The organism is Mesorhizobium sp. M0563 (assembly GCF_040321065.1).
GTDB lineage: Bacteria > Pseudomonadota > Alphaproteobacteria > Rhizobiales > Rhizobiaceae > Mesorhizobium.
The window spans coordinates 103,443-129,292 of sequence record NZ_JAMYQV010000004.1; the positions used below are offsets into that span (position 1 = coordinate 103,443).

The following is a 25,850-nucleotide window of genomic DNA, read 5'->3' on the forward strand; positions in this document are numbered from 1 at the left end:
GCTAAACCACCCGCACTTTAACGCCGGCTAATAGATTCGGTTGCAACGTGCTTGGCGAAACTTGGGGTGGACACGTTCCATACCTGCAGGCACCTTCGCACTCGGCGTCGGCCGCGATGGTCTCGCCTGTCGGCAACGGTTCGCGCGCCCTGAGCGTCGAGACCAAAAGAAGCTCAAGACAGCTCAGCGGGCTGAGATATCGGCCGGATGGCTGAGCGCGCAGCCTGCGCGCCGCCCAGACCGGCACCATCGCCGCGCCGATTTCGGACGTCACCAACCCCTTTTTCGCCGAGTTCGTACGCGGACTGGAGACGCAGCCCACCAGCGCGCCGAGCGCTATAATATTCTGCTGTTCAACACCGAGGAGAAACACGGCACGCGAAGCGCGCGAGATCGACCGGGTGCTGGAGCGCCGCATCGACGGCATCGTCATGGCACCGGCGGCGGCAACGAGGAGTTGCTCGCCGACCTCGCCGAGAGCGGACTGTCACTCGTCTTCGGCCACCGCAGGCTGAAGCGCGTGCTGGAACGTCAGTCGTATTTGGCCAGGAAGCGCCCGACGGCGGCGAGGCAGTCGTGCTTTTCCTCGACATGCGGCATGTGGCTGGAATTCGGGAAGACCAAACCTTCGACGTGCGGGATAAGATCCAGAAAGGGCTGGACGCAGGCCTCGGTCGCTTCGTCGTAGAAGCCGCGGAAAACCAGGGTCGGCGCCTCGATCTGATGCAGGCGGTCGACGATGGTCCAGTTCCGCATCGTGCCGATGACGTGGAACTCATTGGGACCATTCATGGTGTGATAGACGGTCGGATCTTCCTCGATTGCCGCAAATGTCCGGGCGACCTCTGGCGGCATCGGAACGACGCGACAGACATGGCGGTCGTAGAAAGCCTTCGTCGCCGCAACATATTCCGGATGATCGGTGGTTCCTGCCGCTTCGTGCCGGTCGAGCGCGCTTTGCACATCGGCTGGCAGCCCGGCGCGCAATTGCCGGGCTCCTTTCACCCACAGCACCATCGAGGCCAGCGAATTGGCCAGGATCAATGCCTTGAGCCCCTCCGGGCGGCGCACCGCGTGCTCGGCCGAAAGTATGCCGCCCCAGGATTGGCCCAGCAGGGCGTAGCGGCTGGCAATGCCGAGATGGGCGAGCAGCGCATCGAGTTCGCCCAGGAAGAAATCGACGGTCCAGAAGTCACCGCCCTTATCCGGCAGATGGGTCGATTTGCCATTGCCGATCTGGTCGTAGTGGATGACGGCTCGTCCGGTTTCGGCAAGCTCCTTGAATGAATCCACATAGTCGTGCGTGCAGCCCGGTCCACCATGAGCGACGATCAGGGGCAGCTTGCCCGAGGTGAGGTCTCCGGTCACTCGGTACCAGGTGCGATAGCCCTGGTATTGGCTAAATCCTTCGGTGATCGCATGCGCCGTCACAATCAAAGCTCCGCATCATGGCGCGGCAGGGGCCGAAGTGTGGACCCCTCCCAAGCCTTGTTTTGCGGCCGACGGTACTAAGCGGCCCGGCGCATTTACAGCTAGCACTATTTATAGGTTTGCCGGTTATGGGTTTGCCCGAGGCAAGGCCGATCGTCCGCAGGTCGAGAGCCTCAATGCTCCGGTTCAAGCAGCCGGTAATGGGCGGCGAGCGCGATGGCATGGAAGCGGTTGCGCGCGCCAAGCTTTCGCGTCGCCGCGTTGAGGTGCAGCGTTGCGGTAGGCACCGCGCGGCCAATCTCGCGCGCGACCTGCTTGGCCGTCAGTCCGGCAGCGGCCAGGCGCAGGCACTGGCGTTCGCGCGACGTCAGATGGACATGTTGGCAGGTGCGGATTCCAGCATCGAAACCGGCATAGACGGAATCATGCAGCAGATGACCCAGATCGCCGATCTCGGCGATGAAGGGTCTGGCTTCGGCCTCGAACCCGGCCTCCGGATCGGCACGGATAGCGGTGAAGGTGGCGAGATCGCCGCCGGCAAGGCGAATGGGTACGGTGACGCCGCAGGTCATCCTCGTGTCAAGCAGATAGCTGACCACAGGATCGTGCCTGGACTGAAGCACGCGCTGCATGACGGTGCTCTGAACGCCGTTGTGCGACCAGAGAAACGGTCTCGATACGGCGAGCGCGGCCTCCTGCACCGGGTCGAGCTGATAATATCCGCCCTTGCACCAGAGATCCTGCATGTCGCGCGGCACGTTGCGCAGAGCCATCAGCGAGGGCGTGATAAGCTCGCCCTTGTGACTGACCGGCACCGGCGTATAGTCGTAGATGAATGCGGTGAAACCGATGGGCTCCAGCACCTCCGTCGCCATCGCCATGGCAGCGTCGATGCTCATTCCAGTTCGGAACCGGCTCTCTAGATCGCCTGGAAGACTTTGCATCTGGCAAGCTTACCCGCTGGTCATTGCTTGTCAAATAACCATGTCGGTCGGCTGCTCAACAAATAGGCGGAGATAAGCCTGTTCGACCCTATCTATCTTAATAGCTATCCCGTCTCGCTTAGCTCGACGTAGTCTTTTGCGATTGGGCGAAGTAGCGGACGCCGTTCGCAAACCCAGGACTGTTTTCAGCCGCGCGATGGTCGATCGACCGGGTTCAGCACGGCAAAAAGCGACACGCCTCCATGAGGGAACGACCCCAAAAAGCATTTGCAGCGTTGATACCTGGCCTGGCTCTGCTCGGCGTGACGATGATGTCGCCGGCAAGCAGTGCTTTGGCCGCCGAGGGCAAGCCAGGCGGCACGCTCCGATTGCTGGCCAATGCCGCGGCAGGTACCGCCGATCCGCACATCAATTACACTCTGCAGTATTTCCAGATCAATTACGTCCTCTACGATGGCCTGGTGACCTACAGGAAGGCCGGGGACAAGACCGGCTTCGAGGTCGTCGCGGACCTGGCGGAAAGCCTCCCGCAGATCGAGAACGGCGGCAAGACCTATGTCTTCAAGCTGCGCAAGGGCATCAAGTTCGCCGATGGCTCGGACGTCACGACGAAAGACGTGGTCGCTTCGTTCCAGCGCATCTTCAAGATCAGCGGGCCGACGGCCGGGACCTTCTACAAAGGCATCGTCGGCGCGGATGCATGCCTGAAGGCGCCGGCTGCATGCACCCTCGAAGGTGGCCTGGCGGTCGACGATACGGCCGGAACCATTACCTTCAACCTGGCCCAGCCGGACGCCGAGTTCCTGCAGAAGCTTGCTGTTCCACACGCGTCGATCCTGCCGGCGAGCGCGCCGCTCAAGGACGCCGGCACCGATCCGATCCCTGGTACCGGACCGTACATGATCGCCAGCTACGACCCCAACAAGCTGATGAAGATTGTGCGTAATCCTCATTTCAAGGAATGGAGCAAGGAAGCGCAGCCGGCCGGATATCCGGACGAGATCGACTATGAATTCGGCCTTACCGACGAGGCGGCGGTGACGGCGGTCGAGAATGGCCAGGCGGACTGGATGTTCGATCCGCCGCCGTCCGACCGTCTCGCCGAACTCGGCACCAAATATGCCAAGCAGGTCACGGTTCACCCGCTGACGGCGATGTGGTACGCGCCGATGAACACCAATCTGGCGCCGTTCAACGACATCCGCGTTCGCCAGGCGGTGAACTTCGCCATCGACCGCGCCGCGATCGTCAAGCTTTTCGGCGGCAGCAATCTGGCGCAGCCGGCCTGTCAGATCCTGCCGCCGGGCTTCCCGTCATTCGCAGCCTATTGCCCGTTCACCGCCAATCCGGGTGAGAAGTGGTCCGCGCCGGATATGGATAAGGCCAAGCAATTGGTTGCTGAATCGGGAACCGCAGGTCAGGAGGTGACGATCATCACCGAGGACACCACTGTCTCCAAGGCGATCGGCGTCTATCTGCAGGACGTGCTCAACCAGCTTGGCTACAAGACGTCGGTCAAGCCGATTTCGCAGAACATCCAGTTCACCTACATCCAGAACACCAACAACAAGGTGCAGATTTCGATCTCGCAATGGTTCCAGGATTGCCCGGCGCCATCGAATTTCCTGCAGGTCTTGTTCAGCTGTGCCTCGTTTACGCCAGGTTCCGACGCCTCGGTCAATATTTCGGGGTTCTGCGACAAGTCGATCGACGCATCGATGGACGAGGCAGAGGCAGCCACCATCGCCGATCCGGCCAAGGGCGCGACACTCTGGACCGCCATCGACAAGGCGGTGACGGACAAGGCGCCGGTCGCCGTCCTGTTCACGCCGAAGCGGGTCGATGTCATCTCGTCCAGGCTGAAGAACTTCACCTTCAGCCCACAATTCTACTGGATCGTCAGCCAGTCTTGGGTGGAATAACCTCCCGGAGCCAATGCGACGGAGCGCCGCCGGCTCTCCGTCGCATTTCCTTTTCCGGCGGATCAGCGCATCTTTCAGGCCGAGATTTTTCCTAGGCAATCCTGTTCATGGTCAATGTCATTGCGGATCAGCCCGCCATCCCGGTTCGCCGGGCCACCGATGGCCCGTGGCGCACGGCATGGCGCAAGCTGAAAGGCGATCGTTCGGCAATATCGGCATTCGCCGTGCTCGTCGTCGTCGTGATCGCCTCGCTCGCGGCGCCGCTTTATGCGCGGTACGTCTCCGGCACCGATCCATTTGTGACCAATCTCAATGGCGAGGTCGTCGTCGATGGGGTGACCCAGCCGGTGCTGCAGCCCTCCACAGAAGGCCTTGGCCTCGGCATGACGCCGATCGGGCCGACGTGGCGCATCGGTCCCTACCTGCTCGGAGCCGACAACCAGGGCCGCGACGTCGCGGCGCGGCTGCTTTGCGGCGGACAGGATTCGCTGTTGATCTCGGGTGCTGCAGTCGCGCTGTGCCTCGTCCTCGCGACGTTTCTGGGGGTCGTCTCCGGGTTCTTCGGTGGCATCGTCGACATCGGCCTGTCGCGCATTCTCGACGTGCTCTGGGCCTTCCCGATTTTCCTGCTGGCGATCTCGCTGTCGATCGTGCTGATTGCGCAGAGTATCCAGATCGGTCCATTCGAAATCCGCTCCGGCAGCCTGTGGCTACCGGTCTTCATCATCGGCATCGTCTATGTGCCCTATGTGGCGCGGCCGATCCGTGGCCATGTCCTGACCTTGATGCATGCCGAATTCGTGACCGCTGCGATCGGCCTGGGCGCGTCGCCCTGGCGCATCCTTTTGCGCGACATCATGCCCAATGTGGTGACCCGGATCATCGTTTTCGTGCCGTTGATCCTGGCGCTCAACATGATGACGGAATCCTCGCTGTCGTTCCTGTCGATCGGCGTGCAGCCGCCGGATGCCAGCTGGGGCACCATCATCCAGGACGGCCAGGGCCTGCTCTATTCGCGGCCGGTCGTTGCACTGGCGCCGGGGCTGGCCATCGTCATCACGGTCCTGGCCCTCAACATTCTGGGCGACAGCGTACGCGACGCGCTCGATCCGAAATCCTCGCCGAGGGGCGTCTAGTGGTTGCCGCGCTCGGCTTCCGGCTTGGCCAGATGGTGCTGGTCATGTTCGGCATAAGTGTCGTTGCTTTCCTGATTTTCTTTGCGACGCCGGGCGCCGATCCGTCGGCGCGCATTGCCGGCCGCAATGCCTCGCAAGAGACGTTGATCCAGGTGCGCCACGATTTCGGTCTCGACCGGCCATTGCCTGTGCAATATGGGCTGATGATGAACCGGCTTTTTGTCAGCCGTGATCTCACCTCCTTCGTCAATCGCGGGCAGCGCGTCATCCCGACCGTGATAAGCGCCATTCCGGTGACGCTGTCGCTGGTAGGCGGCGCGGCAGTGCTGTGGGTGCTGGGTGGACTGATTGTCGGGGTGATCGCAGGCGCAACGCGCGGTACATTCGTTGATCGGGCGCTGATGATCCTGAGCCTGGTCGGCGTGTCGATCCCGGTCTTCTGGCTGGGCGAGGTCGCCAACCTGCTGACACAAAGCCGCTGGCACGACAGCTGGCTGTTTTCCTGGGTTCCTCCGCTCGGCTACATCCCCCTGACCGAGAATCCCTGGGGCTGGTTCAAGGCGCTCGTCATTCCGTGGTTCACGCTGGCAACCCTCTACGTCGGCCTCTATGGACGGGTGCTGCGCGCAAGCCTGATCGAGATGATGCAGGAGGATTTCATCCGCACCGCCCGGGCCAACGGGATCGGCGAGCGCCGGGTGTTGCTGCATCATGGCCTCAGGACCTCGCTGGTCGCGTTCGTTACCATGTTCGGCCTCGATTTTGGTGCCCTGGTCGGCGGCGGCGCACTGTTGACCGAAGTGGTCTTCGGATTGCAGGGTGTCGGGAAACTGACCTATGAGGCACTGCAGACCCTCGATCTGCCGATGATCCTGGCCACGGTGATTTACGCCGCCTTCTTCGTGGTGATGGCAAACTTCATCGTCGACGTCGTCTTCGTCATCATCGACCCGAGGGCACGCAATGTCGGCTGATGCTCCTCTTCTGGTGGTCAAGGACCTCACCGTCTCCTTCCGCAGCGACGAGGGCCTGGTGCGGGCGGTGGGAGGCGTCTCGTTTGCCGTCGAGCAGCGCGAGATCGTCGGGGTGGTCGGCGAATCCGGTTCGGGCAAAAGCCAGACCTTGCTCGCCATCATGGGGTTGATCAACAGCCCCAACGCTATCGTCTCCGGTTCCATCTGTTTCATGGGACAGGAGCTGATCGGGCTCAGCCGGCGTGCGCTCGATGCCATTCGCGGCCGCCAGATCGCGATGATCTTCCAGGATCCGATGTCGGCGCTCACTCCTGTGCATACGATCGGCAACCAGATCGGCGAGCAGGTGCGCGCGCATGAAAAAGTGTCGGCGAAAGCCGCGCGGGCGCGGGCCGTGCAATTGCTGGATGCGGTCGGCATCGCAAATCCGGATCGGTTCGTCGACAGCTACCCGCACCAGCTTTCCGGCGGCATGCGCCAGCGCGCGGTGATTGCCATGGCACTCTCCTGCAACCCGGCGCTGCTCGTCGCGGATGAACCGACCACAGCCCTCGATGTTACCGTGCAGGCGCAGATCCTCGAACTGATCGGACGATTGCGCGACCAGTTCGGCTCGGCGGTGATCCTGGTCACGCATGATCTTGGCGTCGTTGCCGAAGTCGCGGACCGGGTGCTGGTGATGTATGGCGGACGCTTTGTCGAGGAGGGCGGCAAGAGCAGCGTGTTCCGGGCGCCGCTGCATCCCTACACATGGGGCTTGTTCGGCTCGATCCCGCCGATGGAGGGACCACGTCCGGCCCGGCTTGCCGCTATCCCGGGGATTCCGCCCTCGCTCTCCAACCTGCCGAAAGGCTGCGCCTTCGGCCCCCGGTGTGCCTTTCGCCACGACGCCTGTCTGGTCCAGCTGCCGATCATGCAAGGCGAGAGCCATCGCGCCGCCTGCGTGTTGCCGGAGTCCACGCGCAAACAATTCGCTGTCCAGAAGGCTGGCGGCGTGGAGATGCAACGATGAATGCCGTGCCGCGCCCGCTGCTTCGCGCCGGCGATCTGTCGAAACGTTATAGCGTCGGCCGCTCGATCTTCCCGGCACAGCGCCGGACCGTACATGCGGTCGATAAGGTGTCTCTCGACATCTGGCCCGGGGAAACGCTCGGCATCGTCGGTGAGTCCGGTTGCGGCAAATCCACGCTTGGCCGGTGTCTGGTGCGTCTGACCGAAATCAGCTCGGGGTCGCTGGAATTCGAGGGCCGCGACATCAGCGATGCCTCCCAGCGCCAGCTTCGTCCGTTGCGGCGGCAGATGCAGATGGTCTTTCAGGATCCCAGCGCTTCGCTCAATCCGCGCCGGCGGGTCGGCGATCTGCTGGCCGATCCATTCCGTATCCATGAACGCCTCTCGGCATCGGAAATGGCGGACCGCGTGGCCGACCTTCTGCGCCGGGTCGACTTGTCGCCCCAGCACGCATCGCGCTATCCGCACGAATTCTCCGGCGGCCAGCGCCAGCGTATCGGCATCGCCCGTGCGCTGGCGCTGCGGCCACGGCTGATCGTGGCCGACGAGCCGGTCTCGGCGCTCGACGTGTCGATCCAGGCGCAGATCGTCAATCTGCTCGCCGATCTGCGCGAGGAGTTCAACCTGACCTATGTGTTCATCGCTCACGACCTTTCCGTGGTGCGTCAGATCTCGAGCCGTGTGGCGGTAATGTATCTGGGATCGATCGTGGAGAGTGGGCCGACCGACGAGGTCTTTGCGGCGCCCAGACATCATTACACCGCGGCGCTGCGTTCCGCCGTTCCGATACCCAGCATCGACCGGGCGCGGCGCGGGCGGTTGGTACTCAAGGGCGACCTGCCCAGCCCGATGAACCCACCTTCGGGATGCCGGTTCCACACCCGCTGCCCAGCCGCCACCTCCCTCTGCCGCAGCGAGCGTCCGCTTCTTCAAAGCATCGGCGATGGCCGCCTGGTTGCATGCCATCATCCAGCCGGCGGTTGAGAACACACGTTTCTCGTTCAGCTGCATCATCTGATCACGACCGCTCGGGCCGGGATTTCATCACGGCACGTCGGCTTCAGAGAGATCAGACGCCATCTGGACCCTGCACGATCCGGCCCTATGTTGCGCTTCGACGTCCGCGGCATGGGCACCGCGAGCCTAATACTAAAGTAACTGTTCTCGCGTTGCCGCGCGATGCTACGATTTGAGGGACGGGCATAGGCGGCCGTACAGCGCTGCGATTTTCCGCCGGAGAGGACGGAATATGGGAGGCCACTCTTCGTGCCGCAGCAGGCAGCCGCCGACATGTTGCTCGGTTGTCGACCATAAGGGAGGAAGTCACCAATGAAGATATCGTACCTGGCCTCGGCCGCGCTTCTTGCAGCGACTGCGATGCCTGCCGCAGCCGCCGAGATTTCTGACGGCAAGGTCAAGATCGGCATTCTCAACGACCAGTCGGGCGTCTATGCCGATTTCGGCGGCAAGTGGTCGGTCGAGGCCGCCAAGATGGCGGTCGAGGATTTCGGCGGCAAGGTACAAGGCGCGCCGATCGAGATCGTCAGCGCCGACCACCAGAACAAGCCGGACATCGCCTCCAACATTGCGCGGCAGTGGTATGATACCGAACAGGTCGATTCCATCATGGAACTGACCACCTCCTCGGTGGCGCTGGCCGTCCAGGGGATTTCCAAGGAAAAGAAGAAAATCGACATCGTCACCGGCGCCGCGACCACCGAGCTGACCGGCAAACAATGCTCGCCCTATGGCTTCCACTGGGCCTATGACACGCATTCGCAGGCGGTAGGAACCGGTGGCGCTCTTGTCCAGCAAGGCGGCGACAGCTGGTTCTTCGTCACCGTCGATTATGCATTCGGCTATTCGCTCAAGGAGCAGACCGCCAACTTCGTCGAGAGCCATGGCGGCAAGGTGGTTGGCGAGGTGCGCTATCCGCTCGGCTCGACCGATTATTCATCCTTCCTGCTGCAGGCGCAATCGTCGGGCGCCAAGGTCGTCGGGCTGGCGAACGCCGGCCTCGACACCTCCAACTCGATCAAGCAGGCGGCCGAGTTCGGTATCGTGCAGGGCGGTCAGCGGCTTGCAGCGCTTCTGTTCACGCTGGCCGAGATGCATGGGCTCGGCCTCGAGGCAGCGCAAGGCGTGGTGCTGACCGAAGGCTTCTACTGGGATCGCGATGACAAGAGCCGCGAGTTCGCCCAGCAGTTTTTCAAGCGCACCAACCGCATGCCGAACATGATCCAGGTCGCCACCTACTCGGCAGTGACGCAGTATCTGAAGGCGATCGACAAGGCCGGCACCGACGCGACTGAAGCTGTCGCCAAGGAATTGCATTCGATGCCGGTGAACGACGTCTTTACGGCGAACGGCAAAGTGCAGTCCGACGGCAACATGGTCCACGATATGTATCTTTATCAGGTCAAGTCGCCGAGCGAGAGCACCAAGGAATGGGACTATTACAAACCCCTTGCCACGATCCCCGGTAACGAGGCGTTCCTGAGCCCCAAGGAAAGCGGCTGTCCTACGGCCAGCGAGTGATTGGCGGGCCGATGGCGCCGCCCGAACCGAATGGGCCGCGGGTGGTGCTTTCCGCCCGGGGCCTGCGGCGCGACTTCGCCGGTTTCGTCGCGGTCAGGAATGTCGATCTCGACCTCTACCATGGCAACATCCACGCGCTGATCGGGCCCAACGGCGCCGGCAAGACCACCGTCTTCAACCTGCTTACCAAGTTCCTGCCGCCGACGAGCGGCAGGATCGAACTGCTCGGCCACGACATCACCCGCACGTCGCCGGCCAAGGTCGCGCGGATGGGCCTGGTGCGCTCGTTCCAGATATCGGCGGTGTTTCCGCATCTCAGCGTGCTCGACAATGTGCGCGTTGCATTGCAGCGGCCGGGCGGGCTCAGCGTTCAGTTCTGGCGCTCGCTGGCAGCGCTCGATCGATTGACGCCGCGCGCCGAGGAGCTTTTGCGGTCTGTCGGCCTCGACGATGCCAAGAACAGGCCCGCCGCCGATCTCTCCTATGGCAGGAAACGCGTGCTCGAGATCGCCACGACGCTGGCCCTCGATCCGAAAGTGCTGCTGCTCGACGAGCCGATGGCCGGCATGGGGCATGAGGATGTGCGCACGGTTTCAGACATCATCCGCTCGGTCGCCAAGGATCGCGCCGTGCTGATGGTCGAGCACAATCTGACTGTTGTAGCCGATCTTTGCGACTGGATAACCGTCATGCAGCGCGGCGAAATCCTTGCCGCCGGCGACTATGCCACGGTCAGTCGCGACGAACGGGTGAGGATCGCCTATATGGGCACCGCCGATGAGTGACGCCGCGCCTCTTCTTGCAGTCCGCGGCCTCAACGCCTGGTATGGCGAAAGCCACGCGCTTCACGGCGTCGATCTGGAGGTCTTTCCAGGTGAAACGGTGACATTGCTGGGCCGCAACGGCGTCGGCAAGACCACGACATTGCGCGCCATCATCGGGCTGATCCGCCAGCGGACCGGCCAGATCGCTTTCGACGGCAAGGATCTGATGCGCCTGCCACTGCACCGGACGGCGCATCAAGGCCTTGGCCTGGTGCCGGAGGAACGCGGCATCTTCGCGACGCTGACGGTGGACGAGAATCTGGTCCTGCCGCCGATCGTAGCCGAGGGCGGCATGAGCGTGGAGGAAATATTCGATCTCTTCCCCAATCTGAAGGAGCGCCGCAACAGCCCCGGCACCAGGCTGTCGGGCGGCGAACAGCAGATGCTGGCGATCGCGCGCATGCTGCGGACCGGCGTGAAAATGCTGCTTCTCGATGAACCGACCGAGGGACTGGCTCCCGTTATCGTGCAGCGCATCGGCGATCTGCTGGCGACGATGAAAAAGCGCGGCATGACAATCCTGCTGGTCGAGCAGAATTTCCGCTTTGCCAGCCGTGTCACCGATCGTTTCTATCTGATGGAGCACGGCAAGGTGGTGTCGGGCTTTCCGGTCGGCGAACTGCCTGATCGCATGACGCTGCTGCATGAAGTGCTGGGTGTATGATGGCGCCATGACTATGATCTTCGGAATACCCGTTCAGGCATTCCTCGGCCAATTGCTGGTCGGCCTCATCAACGGCTCTTTCTACGCCATGTTGAGCCTGGGCCTAGCTGTCATATTCGGCCTGTTGCGCGTGATCAATTTCGCTCACGGCGCGCTCTATATGCTCGGCGCCTTCATCGGCTATCTGCTGCTCACCCGGTTCGGCATCGGCTATTGGCCGGCTCTGATCCTATCGCCGCTGATCGTCGGCGGCTTCGGTGTCGTGGTCGAGCGCCTGGCGCTGTCGCGGCTTTACGATATCGACCCGCTTTACGGTCTACTTTTCACCTTTGGCCTCGCGCTCGTGCTCGAAGGCGTGTTCCGGTACTACTATGGGGTATCGGGAAGTCCTTATTCCGTGCCGCCGCTGCTGTCCGGCGGCACCAATCTCGGCTTCATGTTCCTGCCAAATTACCGCGGCTGGGTGGTGGTCGCCTCGATGATCGTCTGTTTCGGCACCTGGGTGCTGATCGAGAAGACCAAGCTGGGCTCCTATCTGCGCGCGGCAACGGAGAACCCCCGCCTGGTCCAGGCTTTCGGCGTCAACGTGCCGTTGCTGCTGACCCTTACCTACGGCCTCGGCTGCGCTCTTGCCGGTCTCGCCGGCGTTCTCGCCGCGCCGATCTATCAGGTAAGCCCGCTGATGGGATCTGACCTCATCATCGTCGTGTTCGCCGTTGTCGTGGTCGGCGGCATGGGATCGATCCTCGGGGCGATCGTTACCGGTTACATGCTTGGGCTCGCCGAAGGCCTGACCAAGGTTTTCTATCCCGAAGCCTCCAATCTGGTGGTCTTCGTCATCATGGCGATCGTGCTTCTGGTCCGGCCCGCCGGTCTTTTCGGAAGGGACGTCTGAGATGGCCGAACTCTCACTTCGCGAGACGCGCGCCAAAAGTTCGGTATGGCTTGAATGGACGCTGGTGGGGCTCGGCATCCTGGCGCTGCTGGTGGCGCCTTTCTTCGTCTATCCGATCTTCCTGATGAAAATGCTGTGCTTTGCGCTGTTTGCCTGCGCGTTCAACCTTCTGCTCGGCTACACCGGGTTGTTGTCCTTCGGCCATGCGACGTTCTTCGGCGGGGCGGCCTACTTCAGCGCATATGCGGTCAAGGTCTGGGGCTGGCCGCCGGAAGCGGGCATCCTGCTCGGCGTCCTGGGTGCCGCGCTGCTTGGCCTTGTGATGGGCTTCTTTGCCATCCGCCGGCAAGGCATCTATTTCGCCATGATCACGCTGGCGCTGTCGCAGATGTTCTTCTTTTTCTGCGTGCAGGCGCCGTTCACCGGAGGTGAGGACGGCATCCAGGGCGTGCCGCGCGGCAGGCTGTTTGGAATGCTCGACCTGAACGTCTCGATGAACATCTACTATTTCGTTCTGGCGGTCTTCCTGATCGGCGTGTTCGCCATCTGGCGCATCATCAACTCGCCTTTCGGCATGATCCTGCGTTCCATCCGCGAAAACGAGAGCCGGGCGATTTCGCTTGGCTATTCCGTCGCCAACTACAAGCTGGCGGCTTTCGTCATGTCGGCAACATTGGCCGGGCTGGCCGGCGCGCTCAAGGCGATTGTTTTCCAGTTTGCCACGCTCACCGACGTCACCTGGCAGATGTCGGGCGAGGTGATCCTGATGACGCTCCTCGGCGGCATTGGCACCATGGTCGGGCCGATCATCGGCGCCAGTCTGGTCGTCGGCCTGGAAAACACGCTCGCCACCTCGAATTTTCCGGTGACCATCGCCACCGGCCTGACCTTCATGGTCTGTGTGCTGGTTTTCCGGCGCGGTATTGTCGGTGAGGTCTATGCGCGGTTTCTCGGGCCAAAAGGTGACGCGAAAGACTGAAATGGCTCAGCGCCGCCTCGCTACGCGATGCTTACGCCTTGCGCGTCGAGAAGCACGCAGCTCAGCGGGTCGAAGCAGACATCGACCGTTTCGCCCTCACGCAGCGGCTGGCCGTCGATCAGTGTGTTGGCGCGCACCGGCGTGCCAGCGCCGATGTCGATCTCGTAGACCGCATTGCCGCCGAGATAGGAGGTCGAGACTATCCGTCCCGCCAGCCTGTTGGCAGCACCGGCGGTGCCGACGGTAAGCTTCTGCGGGCGAACGACGACGGTGATCGCGCTGCCGGCCGTGAGCGCCTTCGGTGCGGCCGCCTTTACGACATGGCCGCTGGCCAGCGCGATCGTTGCCATGTTGCCGTCCATCGCCGTCACGCTGCCGGGCAGCATGTTGGCCTTACCCAGGAAATTGGCGACGAATGCGGTGGCCGGCTGGTCGTAGACCTGCGCCGGGGAACCGATCTGCTCGATCAGGCCGGCGTTCATCACGACGATGCGGTCGGACATCGACAAGGCTTCTTCCTGGTCGTGCGTCACAAAGATGGCGGTGATGCCCGTCTCCCGCTGGATTTTCTTGATCTCGACGCGCATGTCCTCGCGCATATTGGCGTCGAGCGCCGACAAGGGCTCGTCTAGCAGCAGCACTTCCGGTTCGAAGACGATGGCGCGGGCCAGTGCGATGCGTTGCTGCTGGCCGCCCGAGAGCTGTGACGGCAGCTTTGTCTCACTGCCGGGCAGCCGCACCATATCCAGCGCCTTCTTGACCCGGCGCACGATTTCCGGTTTCGGCACGTTCCGGTATTTCAGCCCGAATGCGACGTTGTCGAAGACGTTCTTGTGTGGAAAGAGCGCGTAGTTCTGGAACACCAGGCCGATGTTGCGCTTGTAGATCGGGATGTCGTCGACGCGCTTTCCGCCGATCGAGATCTGCCCGCTGGTGATATCCACCAGGCCGGCGATCGATCGCAGGATCGTGGTCTTGCCGCATCCGGACGGCCCCAGCAAGGTGACGAAACTGCCCTTGCGGATCGCCAGTGAAAAATCGCGCACGGCGGCGAACTTGCCGTAGAAAATATCGATGTCGCGAAACTCGACCGCAGGCTTTCCTGTCGGCTGGCTTTCGCCCCGAGCGAGCGGGTCGCGATCAGCCCCGGCCGATGCCGGCCGGGGCTGATCGTGGCTGTTATCGTCATGCACCTTTCGACACCCTGTCCCATTGCTTGGTCCAGGCGTCTTCGTTCTTCGCCCAGTAGAGCGGATCGGCGAAGGTCAGCGACTTCATCGATCCGGTCGGGTCGAAGGCCGGAAGCGCTGCGATCTTGTCGGTCAGCTTCACCTTGGTCGGATCAAGCGAGGGTGGATAATTCTGGCCTTCGGCGACAGCGATCGACGTGGCCGGATCCAGCATGAAGTTGATCAGTTCCTCGCATTCGGCCATCGGCGATCCCTTGAGCACCAGCATGTCCTCCATCCATGCGTATGAGCCGGCGGGGTCGAGATAGCCGATCGGTTGGCCCTGCTGCTGCAGGGCGGCGACGCGTCCGGACCAGGCATCGGTAACGACGATTTCGTTGCGCGACAGGAGGTCCATCAGTTCCGCGCCGGAACTCCAGAACTTCTTGGCCAGGTCGCGGGTCTCGCGAACCTTGGCCCAGACCGCATCCATGTCCTGGATGTTGTTGGGGTCCTGTTTCGTCTGCAGCGCCGCATACCAGACGCGCGTCGTCATATCGGCGTAGCCGCCGACCTTGCCGGCATATTTCTTGTCGGTAAGCAGGTTGGCGCCCTTTTCCTTGGCTTCCTCCGGCGAGATGACCTTGTTGTTGTAGGCGATGCCGGTGGTGCCGTAATCATATGGCACTGCCGACAGCTTCGGCGTGATCTTGCGGAACGGCTCGATCATGGCGGTCAGCACATTCGCCATGTTCGGAATGTTCGCCTCGTTGATCTCCGAGTTGAAGCCGCCATTGACGTATTTGATGTAGTAGTTGACGCCGGAAGAATGGACGATCTGGAAGTCGCCCGGCTTCGACGTCTTGATCTTGGTGATGATCTCGTTCTCGTCGCCAAAGGTGCCCTGGACGACCTTGACCTTGGACTTGGCGGTGTAGGGCTGGAACGCGTACTTATCGATCGCCTCCTGCACCACGCCGCCCCATCCGTCGAAGCGCACTTCCGAAACCGCGGCCAGCGCGCGTCCCATCCAGGGCATGGAAAGCCCGGTGGCGGCGGCAGCGGCGGCCGTCAGCGTCAGGAATGATCGCCGGCTGATGTCGCCATTGGCATAGCGTTCGTTGAGCCGTTCCAGTCGTTTGGTGGTTGTCAGTTTCATTTTCATTCTCCCATTTTCATTTTCACTTGCCTGCCTTGAACCAGGTGAGGCTTTGCAGGATGAGCCCACCAGCCAAGGGAATGCCGACCGTCAAAAGGATCATGACAGTGCCCAGCGCGTTCACCTCGGGGCTGATCGAGATCTTCAGCATCGAGAGGATTTGCGTCGGCATGGTCTCGACGCCCGCCGGTCGCCAGAACAGGCTGGCCGAGGTGTTGTCGAACGAGATGGTGAAGGCGAGCAGCACGCTGGCAAGCACTGCGGGAATGAGCAGCGGCAGCGTGATCTCGCGGAATGTCGACACACGCGGCGCCCCGAGCGACAGTGCCGCCTCCTCATAGGAACGTTTAATGCCGACCATGCGCGCCTGAACGATCAGCACCACGTAGGGGAGCGTGAGCAGAATGTGGCCGAGCACCAGAAGCGTCATGCTGCGCGGTTGGTCGACGGCTTTGATCATGACCAGCAGGCCGACGCCCAGTATCGTCTCGGGGACCAGCGCGGGAAGAATGACAAGCGTGTTGATCGCCTGCTTGCCACGGAACTCGAAGCGCACCAGCGCCAATGCCGCCATGATGCCGAGCAGCGTCGTCACCGTTGCCGTCACCAGGGCAATCCACATCGATGTCCGGAAGGCATCGAGGACCGGCCCGTTGGTGAGCAGCTTCTCGTACCAGCGCAGGCTGAAGCCGGTGAGGGGAAAGCCGCCAAACATCGAGGCGTTGAAGGAAAGCACGACCGTGGCGAGGATCGGGGCGAACATGAAGACATAGACGCACACCGTGATCGCGCCGGTTAGCCGCCACGCCCATCTGCCTTCGCGATCGGGATGCTCCGCTCTCATGCACTGAGACCCTTCATGATCTGCGACAGGCCCATATAGCGGCTGTAGGCGGCCGCGGCCGCACCGAGCAGAACGAACAGGACGATGGAAAGCGTGGCGCCCATCGGCCAGTTGAGCTGCCCCATGATGGTGTCGTAGATCAGGTTGCCGAACAGCGCGTCGCGGCTTCCCCCGAGCAATTGCGGCGTCACATAGGAGCCGGCCGCCAGCACGAAGCAGAGCAACAGTCCGGCGCCCAGCCCCGGAATCGACAGCGGCAGGGTCACTTCGCGGAACGCCTGTGCGCTGGTGCAGCCCATCGAGCGGGCGGCGGCGATCAAGGTGCGGTCGATGCCCTCCAGGCTGACATAGACGTTCAGGATCATGTAGGGCAGCAGAAAATGCAGCAGCCCCATGATGACGGCGCCCTCGGTGTAGAGCATCGGCAACGGCTCGTTGATGACCCCCAGCCGGATGAGCACGACGTTGATCAGCCCCTGTTCGCCGAGAATATGGATCCACGAGAATGTCCGGATGGTGAAGCTGATCCAGAACGGCACGATGAGCAGCAACAGCAGCAGCCATTTGTGCTTGAAAGTCGTGGCCCAGATGAAATAGGCGGGGAAATAGCCAAGGATCGCGCAGATCACAGCGGTGATGGCGCCGACGCGAACGGTCTTCCAAAGAAAGCCGTGATAGTAGCTGTCGGTGAGGAATTCCTTCCAGTTGTCGAAGGTCAGCACCGCCGACTCCACCCCAGCGGTAACGAAGGTGAAAAACGTGTAGACAGTCATCATCGCGATCGGCAGCAGCAGAAACAGGGTAAGCAGCAAAAGCACGGGCGCGACGAGGACCCAGGCCAGTCGCTGATCATATAATTTCCACCCTTTGGTCACGACCCGTCCAACCACTTCATGTCCAAGCCGCCATCACCGGGCTCGGCTCCGGACTAGATTGGGCGATCGGCGTTCAGGTGTCCACTCTGCATATGGCTCCTGCACAAATTCTGTGCAGGGCCACCGCGCGACCGTCGCCCTGCTGGATTTAACAAATTGCTCGGGTTCGCCTGCGCATTGATTAAATCAGATATCCCGATATACAGGATAATTTCGGATATAGATTTGGCATGGGCCCGGGCATTTCATGAGTCGCAATTTTCTGGTGATTGAACCTGAGGAAGGCATTGCCGTGCTCAAGGGGCTTGCCTCCTCGGCGCGTATCTCAATGCTGAAACTGCTGCATGAGAAGGGGCCGATGAATGTCAACGAAATCGCCGCCGTGCTGTCGCTGCCGCAGTCGACCGTCTCGACCAACATCCAGGTGCTGGAGGATGCGGGGCTGATCCGCACCGAGAACCTGAAAGCGAAGAAAGGCAGCCAGAAAATCTGTTATCCGACGGCCGAAGAAGTGCTCGTCGTGTTCAAGAGCGAATATCGTGCGGTCAAGAACGACGCGATCGAAGTGTCGATGCCGATCGGGCTTTACACCGGCTTCGAGGTTACCGCGCCCTGCGGCCTTTGTTCGCCGGACGGCATCATCGGCTTGCTCGATGTACCGAACACTTTCCTCGATCCGGATCGTATGAAAGCCGGGCTGTTGTGGTTCACCCGCGGTTTTGTCGAATACCAGTTTCCCAATAATGCCAAGCTCGCCAATGCCGAGATCACCGAGCTCGAAGTGGCGATAGAGCTGTCTTCGGAAGTGCCGGGCACCAGCGCCGATTGGCCCTCGGACATCACGCTGACGATCAATGGCGTCGATGTCGGCACCTGGACGTCGCCGGGGGATTTCGGCGACAAGCGCGGCGTCTTCACGCCGTCCTGGTGGAAACTCAAGGGTTCGCAATACGGCAAGCTCAAGAACTGGCGAATTGCCAATGACGGCACCTATGTCGACGGCCTCAGGATTTCCGAAACCGGCCTCGCCGCACTCGATCTGAAGAGCCATCATTCAATCCGCGTCCGTATCGGCGTCAAGGACGACGCCAAGCGCCCCGGCGGGATCAACATTTTCGGCAAGGGCTTTGGAAATTACGATCAGGACATCCTGCTCCGGATCAAAACTGGTTGATATCATGAAACCGGGTTCTGAAGATAACGCAGCAATTTCAATGAACTGGCTTTCTGCTGAGCCAAAACCTTCGTCTAATTGTCCTACTTTTGGCTATTTTGGCTTGACGAAGAGCTGCCAATTGCTCTTTGATATCGGGCAAGATGATTTAAATCATCATTTGTGATATCGATGGGAGGAATGCATGAAGGCAGCCGTTACGGCACATCCGCATTATGTTGTCTCGGAAATCGATCCGAGGCTCTACGGATCCTTCATCGAGCATCTCGGGCGGGCAGTTTATACCGGCATCTACGAGCCAGGCCATCCGACGGCGGATGCCAATGGCATGCGTCAGGACGTCATCGATCTCGTCAGAGAACTTAATGTTCCGATCGTCCGCTATCCCGGCGGCAATTTCGTCTCCGCCTACAATTGGGAAGACGGCATCGGCCCCAAGGAAGAGCGCCCGGTGCGGCTCGACCTCGCCTGGCATACGTCGGAAAGCAACGAAGTCGGCCTGCACGAATTTGCCGATTGGTGCACCTCCGCCAACACCGAGATGATGCTTGCCGTCAATCTCGGCTCGCGCGGCCTTGACGAAGCCCGCAACCTTCTGGAGTACGCCAACCATCCCGGCGGCAGTACATGGAGCGACAAGCGCATCGCCAATGGCCGCAAGGAGCCCTTCGACGTCAAGCTCTGGTGCCTCGGCAATGAAATGGACGGCCCCTGGCAGATCGGCCACAAGACCGCGGACGAGTATGGCCGCTTAGCGCATGAGACGGCCAAGGCAATGCGCGCCTTCTCCAAGTCGCTCGAGTTGGTGGTCTGCGGCTCTTCGAATGCCAAGATGCCGACCTACCCTGAATGGGAAGCGACGGTTCTCGACCATACCTACAACGAGGTCGACTACATCTCGCTGCACATGTATTTCGACAACGAAGCCAACGACGCTTCGAACTATCTCGCCATGAGCGAAAAGCTCGACGACTACATTGTCTCGGTCGCCGGCGTCATCGACTATATCAAGGCCAAGAAGCGCTCCAACAAGCAGGTCTACATCTCGTTCGACGAATGGAACGTCTGGTACCATTCCAAGGAGCAGGACAAGAAAATCCTCGGCGGCAGCGACGGCTGGCCATTCGCCCCGCCGTTGCTCGAAGACATCTATAATTTCGAGGATGTGCTGCAGGTCGGCCTGATCCTCAACACCTTCATCCGCCGTTCCGATGTCGTCAAGATCGCCTGCCTGGCACAACTGGTCAACGTCATCGCGCCGATCATGACCGTTCCGAATGGCCCGGCATGGCGGCAGACGATTTTTTATCCCTATCTGTTTGCTTCTAACTACGGCCGCGGCAATGCGCTGGATCTCAAGGTGGAAAGCCCGACCTATAAATCCACCGTTGCGGGCGACGTCGCCTACGTCGACATTGCCGGCGTGCACGACACGAAGACCGGCCACGTCACCTTCTTCGCCGTCAACCGCCATTCGAGCGAGGCAATCGAAACAGTGGTCGACCTCACCGGCTTCGGCGAAGCGGAAATCGTCGATCACCGGGTCGTGGCGCACGCCGATCTGAAAGCCGTCAATTCGGCCGAGAACCCAGGCAATGTCGGCCCAAGGAAGGGTGAGGGCGCCTCACTCGCCGGCGGCAAGCTGAGCCTGTCGCTGCCGGCCTATTCCTACCAGGTCATTCGCCTGAGGCTCTGAGTTCAGGCGGATCATCGAGACAAGCGCAAGCGCTGAGGAGGAGCGTCGACGTGACGGCCGATATCGAGATCAGAAACGTGAGCAAGCAGTTCGGTGCCATGACGGTGCTGGATCATCTGTCGCTCTCCATAAGGGCACGCGAATTCATCGTGTTCCTGGGGCCGTCCGGTTGCGGAAAATCGACGCTTCTTCGAATGATTGCCGGTCTCGAAGCTGTCGATAGCGGCGAGATTGCCATCAACAATGAGCGCATCGATCATCTGCCGCCGGGCAAGCGCGGCATTGCCATGGTGTTCCAGTCCTATGCGCTTTATCCGCATATGACGGTGCGCGCCAACATGGCCTTCGGGCTTGCGAATATCGGCGTTCCAGGCAAGGTCATCGAGGCGCGCATCAACGAAGCCGCCCGCATCCTCGAAATGCCGCATTTGCTCGATCGCAAGCCGGGCCAGCTCTCCGGCGGTCAGCGCCAGCGCGTCGCCATCGGCCGTGCGATCGTCAAGGAGCCGAAGGCGTTCCTGTTCGACGAGCCGCTCTCCAATCTCGATGCGGCGTTGCGCACCCGCACCCGCATCGAACTTGCCCAGCTTCATCAGCGCCTGCAGTCGACGATGATCTTCGTCACCCACGACCAGGTCGAGGCAATGACGCTCGCCGACCGCATCGTCGTCATGAACAATCGCAAGATCGATCAGATCGGCACTCCGATGGAGATCTACGAGCGTCCGGCGACCAAATTCGTCGCAGGGTTCGTCGGTGCGCCGGCGATGAACTTCGTTCATGCGACGCTCAACAAATCCGGCGAGAACGCCACGGCCAGGTTTGCGGACGGCATCTCGGTGCAGACCGAGATCGCCTCCAGCCAATTGACCGATGGCAAGTACACTTTCGGCATCCGTTCGGAAGACGTCCGTATCGTTGCCGCCGGACAGGGCAATGCCGATGGCGTGGTCGATGTGCTCGAGCGGCTCGGCGAACGCACCCTGATCTACGCGCGGCTGGGCGATGGCCAGCAGATAGTCGGTTCCGATGCCGGCAACAGTCGCGTCGCCGTCGGCGACAGGATCGGGCTCGCCTTCGACGGCCAGAAATCGCATCTGTTCAATGAGACCGGCCGCGCCTGGCATGCGAGGGAGGCCTGAGATGGTTGACCGGCTGGCGATGTCCCCGACCGCGACGCTTGCTGTCGGCGCCAGAACGCCGACCGCCGACATCTATGCGCCGCAATGGCGAAACTTCATTTTCGTTGCGCCATTCTTGTTCTTCTTCACGACGCTGCTGCTCTTCCCGCTGCTCTGGGGGATGTGGCTGAGTTTCCACAAGGCCGACACGTTCTCGTCCGGAAATTTTGTCGGTTTCGGCAATTACGTCAGGCTGTATCACGACAAGGTCTTCCTGCAATCGATCTGGAACACCTTCTACTTCGTGCTGCTGACGGTGCCGACGCTGGCGCTGATCGGTCTTTTCCTGGCGCTTTGCCTCAATCGCCGGACGCGCACTGCTGCGGTTTTGCGGACGCTGTTCTTTTCCTCGTCGGTGCTGTCGGTCACCATCGTCACGCTGATCTGGCGCATCGTCTTCATTCCGAATGTCGGCCTGTTGTCGACGATCTACGGATGGTTCGGCGCGACCGCGCCGGCTTTCATTTCCGATCCCAACCTGGCGATGGTCGGCATCGCCATTGCCACCATCTGGTGGTGCATCGGCCTGCCGATGATGCTCTTTCTCTCGGCGCTCCAGCAGATTCCGCAGGATATCTACGAGGCGGCGGCGCTGGACAATGCCAATCGCTGGCAGACGCTACGCTCGATCACGCTGCCGTCGATCAAGCGGACCTTCATCCTGGTGATCATTATCCAGATCGTGCTGCAATTCCAGCTGTTCGGCCAGGCTTGGCTGATGACGCGGGGCGGTCCGAACAACCTGACCAAGCCGATCGTGCTCTACATCTACGACACCGCATTCCGCCGCTGGGATCTCGGCCTGGGCGCCGCTGCATCGGAAATCCTGTTCATCCTCATCCTGATCGCGGCCATGGCCCAGTACCTGGTGACACGCAGCAGGGGAGACCAGGCATGAGCGCTCCAGCCGCTTCCATCAAGGGACGGGCATTTGGCGACCATTTGTTATTGGCCCTGGTCCTCCTGCTTTCGATCGTCATGATCGCGCCGGTTCTGTGGGTCATCGGCCTGTCACTCAAGGACAATGCGGAGCTGATGGCAGATCCGAATTCGGTGTTTCACGCGCCCTATACGCTGAAGAACTACATCAACACGGTCGGCACCTCGTCGGTGTTCATCTGGGTGCGCAACAGCATCATCGTCTCGGGCGGATTGACGCTCGGCACCTTGATCCTGTCGTCGCTCGCCGGCTACGGCTTTGCACGGCTGAATTTCCCCGGCCGAGACGTGCTGTTCGTGATCGTGCTGTTCGGCCTGGCGGTCCCGGAGCAGGCCGTGCTCGTCGCCCGTCACCAGATCTTCAGCATGCTGAAGTTCCACAACACCTATCAAGGGCTCATTCTGCCGGGCCTTTCGGCTCCGTTCGGCGTCTTCCTGATGACCCAGTATTTCAAAGCCATCCCGAAGGAGTTGGACGAAGCCGCCATGCTCGATAACGCCAGCCGGCTCAGGATTTTCTGGAAGGTGCTTCTGCCGCTCACGCTGCCTGCGCAGGCAACGCTCGGCATCTTTACCTTTCTCGGCGCGTGGAACGATTATTTCTGGCCGCTGATTTCGGCAACGAGGAAGGACATGTTCACGCTGACGGTCGGCATGGCCTCGACGCAGACCAACTTCGCCCAGTCCGAAGGCATCGGCTTCCTGATGGCGCAGGCGGTGTTTGCCGGTGCACCGATCCTGATCGTCTACCTGTTTTTCCAGAAATACATCGTCACGGCGGTCTCCGGCGCTGCGGTGAGATAACGAAGATTGCCTGACGGCCGGGGGGAATGCGCAGCGATTGAAGCACGAAGGCCAATCCAGGGTGGAGCGGCGGAAACTCAGTAGGAGGAACTGATATGAAACTGAAGAAAATGCTGTTTGCCGCAGTCTCTGCGGGCGCAATGATGCTCGCAAATCCAAGCTTCGCGGCCACGGAACTGAGCGTGCAGCGCTTTTTCGGCGCCTGCGATGCCGATTTCGGCACCAACACCGATCCCACCAAAGCCGTTGGCGAATGCGGAATCATCACCTCGCTGATCAACAAGTTCAACGCCGACAATCCCGATGTCCACGTCAACGTCACCACCGTGGAATGGCCCGGCTACGATCAGCTGACCGCGCAGTTCGCTTCAGGCGACGCTCCGGACATCGTCACGATCCATGAATCCGTACTGTCGGATTATCAGTCGAAGGGCCTGTTGATGCCGCTCGACGATCTCTTGAAGTCAGTCGGCGTGACACCCGACGCCTTCACCGACGCGGCGCGCAATGGCGCCACCAAAGACAGCAAGATCTATGGCCTGCCGATCGACAGCTGGACGATGCTCTATCATGTCAACATGGATCTTTTCAAACAAGCCGGCCTCGTCAGTGCCGACGGCACGCCGATTTTTCCAAAGTCGCCCGAGGAACTGCTCGCCCAGGCCGAACAGTTCAAGCAGAAGACGGGCAAGCCTTATTTCGTCCAGAACCTGACCAATGAGACTGCGCTCTACACACGCAATCTCTACACTTATCTTTTCCAGCAGGATTCCGATTTCTTTGCCGATCCGAAGCATGTGAAGTTGAATACGCCGGAAGCCAAGAAGGTCGTCGAGATGTACAAGGCGATCTTCGAGAAGGGCTACACCACCAAGGACCTCGATTATGGCGGCTCGATCAATGCCTTCCTTGCCGGCGAGGGTGGCGTCCACCTCAACGGCACCTGGGTGGTCGGCGATTACAACGCCCAGTCCGAAACCAAGGGTACGGCGCTCAACAAGGGCGGCTATGCGGTTTATCCGTATCCGCAGCTGTTTGGCGGCACCCACGCGCAATATGCCGACGGCCACACCTGGGCCGTGTCGCAGAAAGACCGCACGCCTGAACAGATCGCGGCCATCGGCAAATTCCTGAAGTTCTTCGCCGACAACGACTTTGAGTGGTCGCGCACCGGTCACCTGCCCGCCTACAAGGCCGTCATCACCTCGGACGCCTTCAAGGCCCTGCCGCATCGCAACACGATCTCTGCGGTCGCCGACCTCGGCAAGCCGCTGCCGTCGGCCGTACAGCGCCAGTTTGCGATCCAGGACATTATCGGCGAAGAGATGAGTGCAGCAATCAGTGGCCAGAAGGACGTCGACACCGCCCTTGCCGACATGGAAAGCCGCGTCAACGAATTGCTCGCCAACATTTGACCACGGGTTTCGAAAGGCCCTCCCAAGGCGCCCCCGCGGCTGGAAACGGCCGCGGGGTTTTGGTGAGGCGGTGGTTGCAGTGGTTATTGCGTGACTTGCCCGTGGCGACCGGGTCGAACACGCCAATCACGGCGCCGCAACCTCGGCAGCAGCCGACGCGAGCCCTGACTGGAGGATTCCGCTAGAACGCCGCGGCCATGGGCATTGCGATCTTGTTGGGGATCTGGATGTCGATCTCCAATCTCGACGTCGTTTCGCCGTGATCCATGCTCACCTGCAGGAAATCCTGGTCGACCTGAACATGCCGGGCGATCACCGCCATGATCTCCTCGCGCAACACGGAGACGAGATCGGGCTGGTTGCGGCTTCGACGCTCGTAAGCCAACAGCAGTTGCAAGCGCTCGCGCGCCACGGGCGCGCTGCCGCGGCGCTTGAAGATATCGAGCAGGTTCATGCTGCCCTCCTTCCCAACAGCCGGTCGAGGAGGCCCCTCCGCTCGAAAGGCAGAACGACCGGCAGGTCCTCGCCCTCGAGTCTTCTTGCCGCGTCGATATAGGCGCGTGCGGCGGGGTTGGTGTTTTCGCTGAGCGTAACCGGCGCGCCCACATTGGATGCGCGCAGCACGTCCTGGCTCTCGGGAATTATTCCCAGCAGAGGCGTGGACAGGATCTCGAGAACGTCATCAATGCTGAGCATCTCGCCGCGGGCAGCGCGGGCAGCGTCATAGCGCGTGACGAGGACGTGTTTGGCAATCGATTCACCTTGCTCGGCTTTCATCGTCCTGGAGTCGAGCAGGCCGATAATGCGATCGGAATCGCGGACCGAGCTCACTTCCGGGTTGGTCACGATTACCGCCTCGTCGGCAAAGCGCATGGCAAGTTGCGCGCCGCGCTCTATGCCGGCGGGGCTGTCGCAGAAGACGTAGTCGAAAACCGATCGCAGCTTGTCGATGACATCGGCGACGCCTTCCTCGGTGAGGGCATCCTTGTCGCGCGTTTGCGAGGCCGGCAGCAGGAACAGCGTGTCGAGCCGCTTGTCACGGATCAGCGCCTGCGAAAGCTTGGCAGTTCCCTGAATGACGTTGACGATATCGAAAACCACGCGCCGCTCGGCGCCCATGATCAGATCGAGATTGCGCAGGCCGACATCGAAGTCGACGAGGGCCACCCGCTTGCCGGTTTTCGCGACCGCCGCGCCGAGAGCGGCCGTCGAGGTCGTCTTGCCGACACCCCCTTTGCCGGATGTGACAACCACTACCTTGCCCATATTTGTGCCT

The 25,850-nt window shown here is 61.3% G+C and carries 26 protein-coding genes; 17 read left to right on the forward strand and 9 right to left on the reverse strand.

All coding sequences use genetic code 11. From position 1 onward, the window contains the following. Window position 1: 1 nt before the first annotated feature. From NKI50_RS07790 to NKI50_RS07800, 3 genes are all read right to left on the reverse strand, one after another. Window positions 2-433, reverse strand: coding sequence for a hypothetical protein (locus tag NKI50_RS07790; RefSeq protein ID WP_352639384.1), 432 nt, complete (start codon window positions 431-433; stop codon window positions 2-4). A 98-nt stretch (window positions 434-531) separates the two neighbouring features. Next, window positions 532-1,431: a proline iminopeptidase-family hydrolase gene (locus NKI50_RS07795; RefSeq protein WP_352639386.1), complete on the reverse strand. Its 900-nt coding sequence runs from the start codon at window positions 1,429-1,431 to the stop codon at window positions 532-534. A 173-nt stretch (window positions 1,432-1,604) separates the two neighbouring features. Next, a complete protein-coding gene (locus tag NKI50_RS07800) occupies window positions 1,605-2,330 on the reverse strand; it encodes a LuxR family transcriptional regulator (RefSeq protein WP_352639388.1) in 726 nt (241 codons plus the stop codon). A 287-nt stretch (window positions 2,331-2,617) separates the two neighbouring features. Between NKI50_RS07800 and NKI50_RS07805 the strand changes: the two genes are divergently transcribed. From NKI50_RS07805 to NKI50_RS07850, 10 genes are all read left to right on the forward strand, one after another. Beyond that, window positions 2,618-4,297, forward strand: a complete 1,680-nt coding sequence (locus NKI50_RS07805) for an ABC transporter substrate-binding protein (protein ID WP_352716109.1) — start codon at window positions 2,618-2,620, stop codon at window positions 4,295-4,297. Between the two features lie 107 nt (window positions 4,298-4,404). Then, window positions 4,405-5,433, forward strand: a complete 1,029-nt coding sequence (locus tag NKI50_RS07810) for an ABC transporter permease (protein WP_352639392.1) — start codon at window positions 4,405-4,407, stop codon at window positions 5,431-5,433. Next, entirely contained in the window at window positions 5,433-6,407 is a 975-nt protein-coding gene (locus NKI50_RS07815) for an ABC transporter permease (protein WP_352639394.1), read from the forward strand. The genes NKI50_RS07810 and NKI50_RS07815 overlap by 1 nt, the downstream gene beginning before the upstream one ends. Continuing rightward, window positions 6,397-7,419: an ABC transporter ATP-binding protein gene (locus NKI50_RS07820; RefSeq protein ID WP_352716113.1), complete on the forward strand. Its 1,023-nt coding sequence runs from the start codon at window positions 6,397-6,399 to the stop codon at window positions 7,417-7,419. The genes NKI50_RS07815 and NKI50_RS07820 overlap by 11 nt, the downstream gene beginning before the upstream one ends. Further along, complete coding sequence (locus NKI50_RS07825; protein WP_352639398.1) at window positions 7,416-8,402, forward strand: ABC transporter ATP-binding protein; 987 nt, start codon at window positions 7,416-7,418, stop codon at window positions 8,400-8,402. Before NKI50_RS07820 ends, NKI50_RS07825 begins: the two co-directional genes overlap by 4 nt. Window positions 8,403-8,747: 345 nt before the next feature. Next, complete coding sequence (locus tag NKI50_RS07830) at window positions 8,748-9,956, forward strand: ABC transporter substrate-binding protein (protein WP_352716115.1); 1,209 nt, start codon at window positions 8,748-8,750, stop codon at window positions 9,954-9,956. Between the two features lie 11 nt (window positions 9,957-9,967). Beyond that, window positions 9,968-10,741: an ABC transporter ATP-binding protein gene (locus tag NKI50_RS07835; RefSeq protein WP_352524838.1), complete on the forward strand. Its 774-nt coding sequence runs from the start codon at window positions 9,968-9,970 to the stop codon at window positions 10,739-10,741. Continuing rightward, the gene (locus NKI50_RS07840; RefSeq protein ID WP_352494493.1) at window positions 10,734-11,444 is read left to right on the forward strand and encodes an ABC transporter ATP-binding protein; all 711 of its coding nucleotides are present in this window, start codon (window positions 10,734-10,736) and stop codon (window positions 11,442-11,444) included. The genes NKI50_RS07835 and NKI50_RS07840 overlap by 8 nt, the downstream gene beginning before the upstream one ends. A gap of 7 nt (window positions 11,445-11,451) precedes the next feature. Next, window positions 11,452-12,339 carry a branched-chain amino acid ABC transporter permease gene (locus NKI50_RS07845; RefSeq protein ID WP_031193840.1) on the forward strand — a complete coding sequence of 296 codons (888 nt, stop codon included), beginning with the start codon at window positions 11,452-11,454 and terminating at the stop codon, window positions 12,337-12,339. A 1-nt stretch (window position 12,340) separates the two neighbouring features. Continuing rightward, window positions 12,341-13,318: a branched-chain amino acid ABC transporter permease gene (locus NKI50_RS07850; RefSeq protein ID WP_352639403.1), complete on the forward strand. Its 978-nt coding sequence runs from the start codon at window positions 12,341-12,343 to the stop codon at window positions 13,316-13,318. 20 nt (window positions 13,319-13,338) lie between these two features. Here the strand turns inward: NKI50_RS07850 and NKI50_RS07855 are convergent, their stop codons facing one another. From NKI50_RS07855 to NKI50_RS07870, 4 genes are read right to left on the reverse strand one after another with little or no spacing between them, the layout of a single operon-like run. Beyond that, window positions 13,339-14,511: an ABC transporter ATP-binding protein gene (locus NKI50_RS07855; protein WP_352639405.1), complete on the reverse strand. Its 1,173-nt coding sequence runs from the start codon at window positions 14,509-14,511 to the stop codon at window positions 13,339-13,341. Then, entirely contained in the window at window positions 14,504-15,646 is a 1,143-nt protein-coding gene (locus NKI50_RS07860) for an extracellular solute-binding protein (RefSeq protein WP_352484610.1), read from the reverse strand. Before NKI50_RS07860 ends, NKI50_RS07855 begins: the two co-directional genes overlap by 8 nt. 22 nt (window positions 15,647-15,668) lie before the next feature. Further along, window positions 15,669-16,490: an ABC transporter permease gene (locus tag NKI50_RS07865; RefSeq protein WP_023718529.1), complete on the reverse strand. Its 822-nt coding sequence runs from the start codon at window positions 16,488-16,490 to the stop codon at window positions 15,669-15,671. Continuing rightward, window positions 16,487-17,365: an ABC transporter permease gene (locus NKI50_RS07870; protein WP_352639407.1), complete on the reverse strand. Its 879-nt coding sequence runs from the start codon at window positions 17,363-17,365 to the stop codon at window positions 16,487-16,489. Before NKI50_RS07870 ends, NKI50_RS07865 begins: the two co-directional genes overlap by 4 nt. Window positions 17,366-17,612: 247 nt before the next feature. Between NKI50_RS07870 and NKI50_RS07875 the strand changes: the two genes are divergently transcribed. The 7 genes from NKI50_RS07875 (at window position 17,613) to NKI50_RS07905 (ending at window position 24,574) form a co-directional block, all read left to right on the forward strand. Continuing rightward, entirely contained in the window at window positions 17,613-18,539 is a 927-nt protein-coding gene (locus NKI50_RS07875) for an ArsR/SmtB family transcription factor (protein ID WP_352494491.1), read from the forward strand. A 4-nt stretch (window positions 18,540-18,543) separates the two neighbouring features. Further along, window positions 18,544-18,705 (forward strand): hypothetical protein, encoded by a 162-nt coding sequence (locus tag NKI50_RS07880; protein WP_352716120.1) that lies wholly within the window; start codon window positions 18,544-18,546, stop codon window positions 18,703-18,705. Between the two features lie 18 nt (window positions 18,706-18,723). Continuing rightward, the gene (arfA, locus tag NKI50_RS07885; RefSeq protein ID WP_352484061.1) at window positions 18,724-20,235 is read left to right on the forward strand and encodes an arabinosylfuranosidase ArfA; all 1,512 of its coding nucleotides are present in this window, start codon (window positions 18,724-18,726) and stop codon (window positions 20,233-20,235) included. 50 nt (window positions 20,236-20,285) lie between these two features. Then, the gene (locus NKI50_RS07890; protein ID WP_352484060.1) at window positions 20,286-21,377 is read left to right on the forward strand and encodes an ABC transporter ATP-binding protein; all 1,092 of its coding nucleotides are present in this window, start codon (window positions 20,286-20,288) and stop codon (window positions 21,375-21,377) included. A 19-nt stretch (window positions 21,378-21,396) separates the two neighbouring features. Then, window positions 21,397-22,314 carry a carbohydrate ABC transporter permease gene (locus tag NKI50_RS07895; protein WP_051409714.1) on the forward strand — a complete coding sequence of 306 codons (918 nt, stop codon included), beginning with the start codon at window positions 21,397-21,399 and terminating at the stop codon, window positions 22,312-22,314. After that, a complete protein-coding gene (locus tag NKI50_RS07900) occupies window positions 22,311-23,159 on the forward strand; it encodes a carbohydrate ABC transporter permease (RefSeq protein ID WP_352484059.1) in 849 nt (282 codons plus the stop codon). The genes NKI50_RS07895 and NKI50_RS07900 overlap by 4 nt, the downstream gene beginning before the upstream one ends. A 95-nt stretch (window positions 23,160-23,254) precedes the next feature. Then, on the forward strand, window positions 23,255-24,574 hold the full coding sequence (locus tag NKI50_RS07905) for an ABC transporter substrate-binding protein (protein WP_023720710.1): 1,320 nt from the start codon (window positions 23,255-23,257) through the stop codon (window positions 24,572-24,574). Window positions 24,575-24,755: 181 nt separating this feature from the next. On the opposite strand, the gene minE is transcribed toward NKI50_RS07905, so the two are convergent. Together minE and minD are read right to left on the reverse strand one after the other, a co-directional pair. Next, on the reverse strand, window positions 24,756-25,028 hold the full coding sequence (minE, locus tag NKI50_RS07910; protein ID WP_023720709.1) for a cell division topological specificity factor MinE: 273 nt from the start codon (window positions 25,026-25,028) through the stop codon (window positions 24,756-24,758). After that, a complete protein-coding gene (gene minD / locus NKI50_RS07915) occupies window positions 25,025-25,840 on the reverse strand; it encodes a septum site-determining protein MinD (protein ID WP_023720708.1) in 816 nt (271 codons plus the stop codon). The genes minE and minD overlap by 4 nt, the downstream gene beginning before the upstream one ends. Window positions 25,841-25,850: the final 10 nt, after the last annotated feature.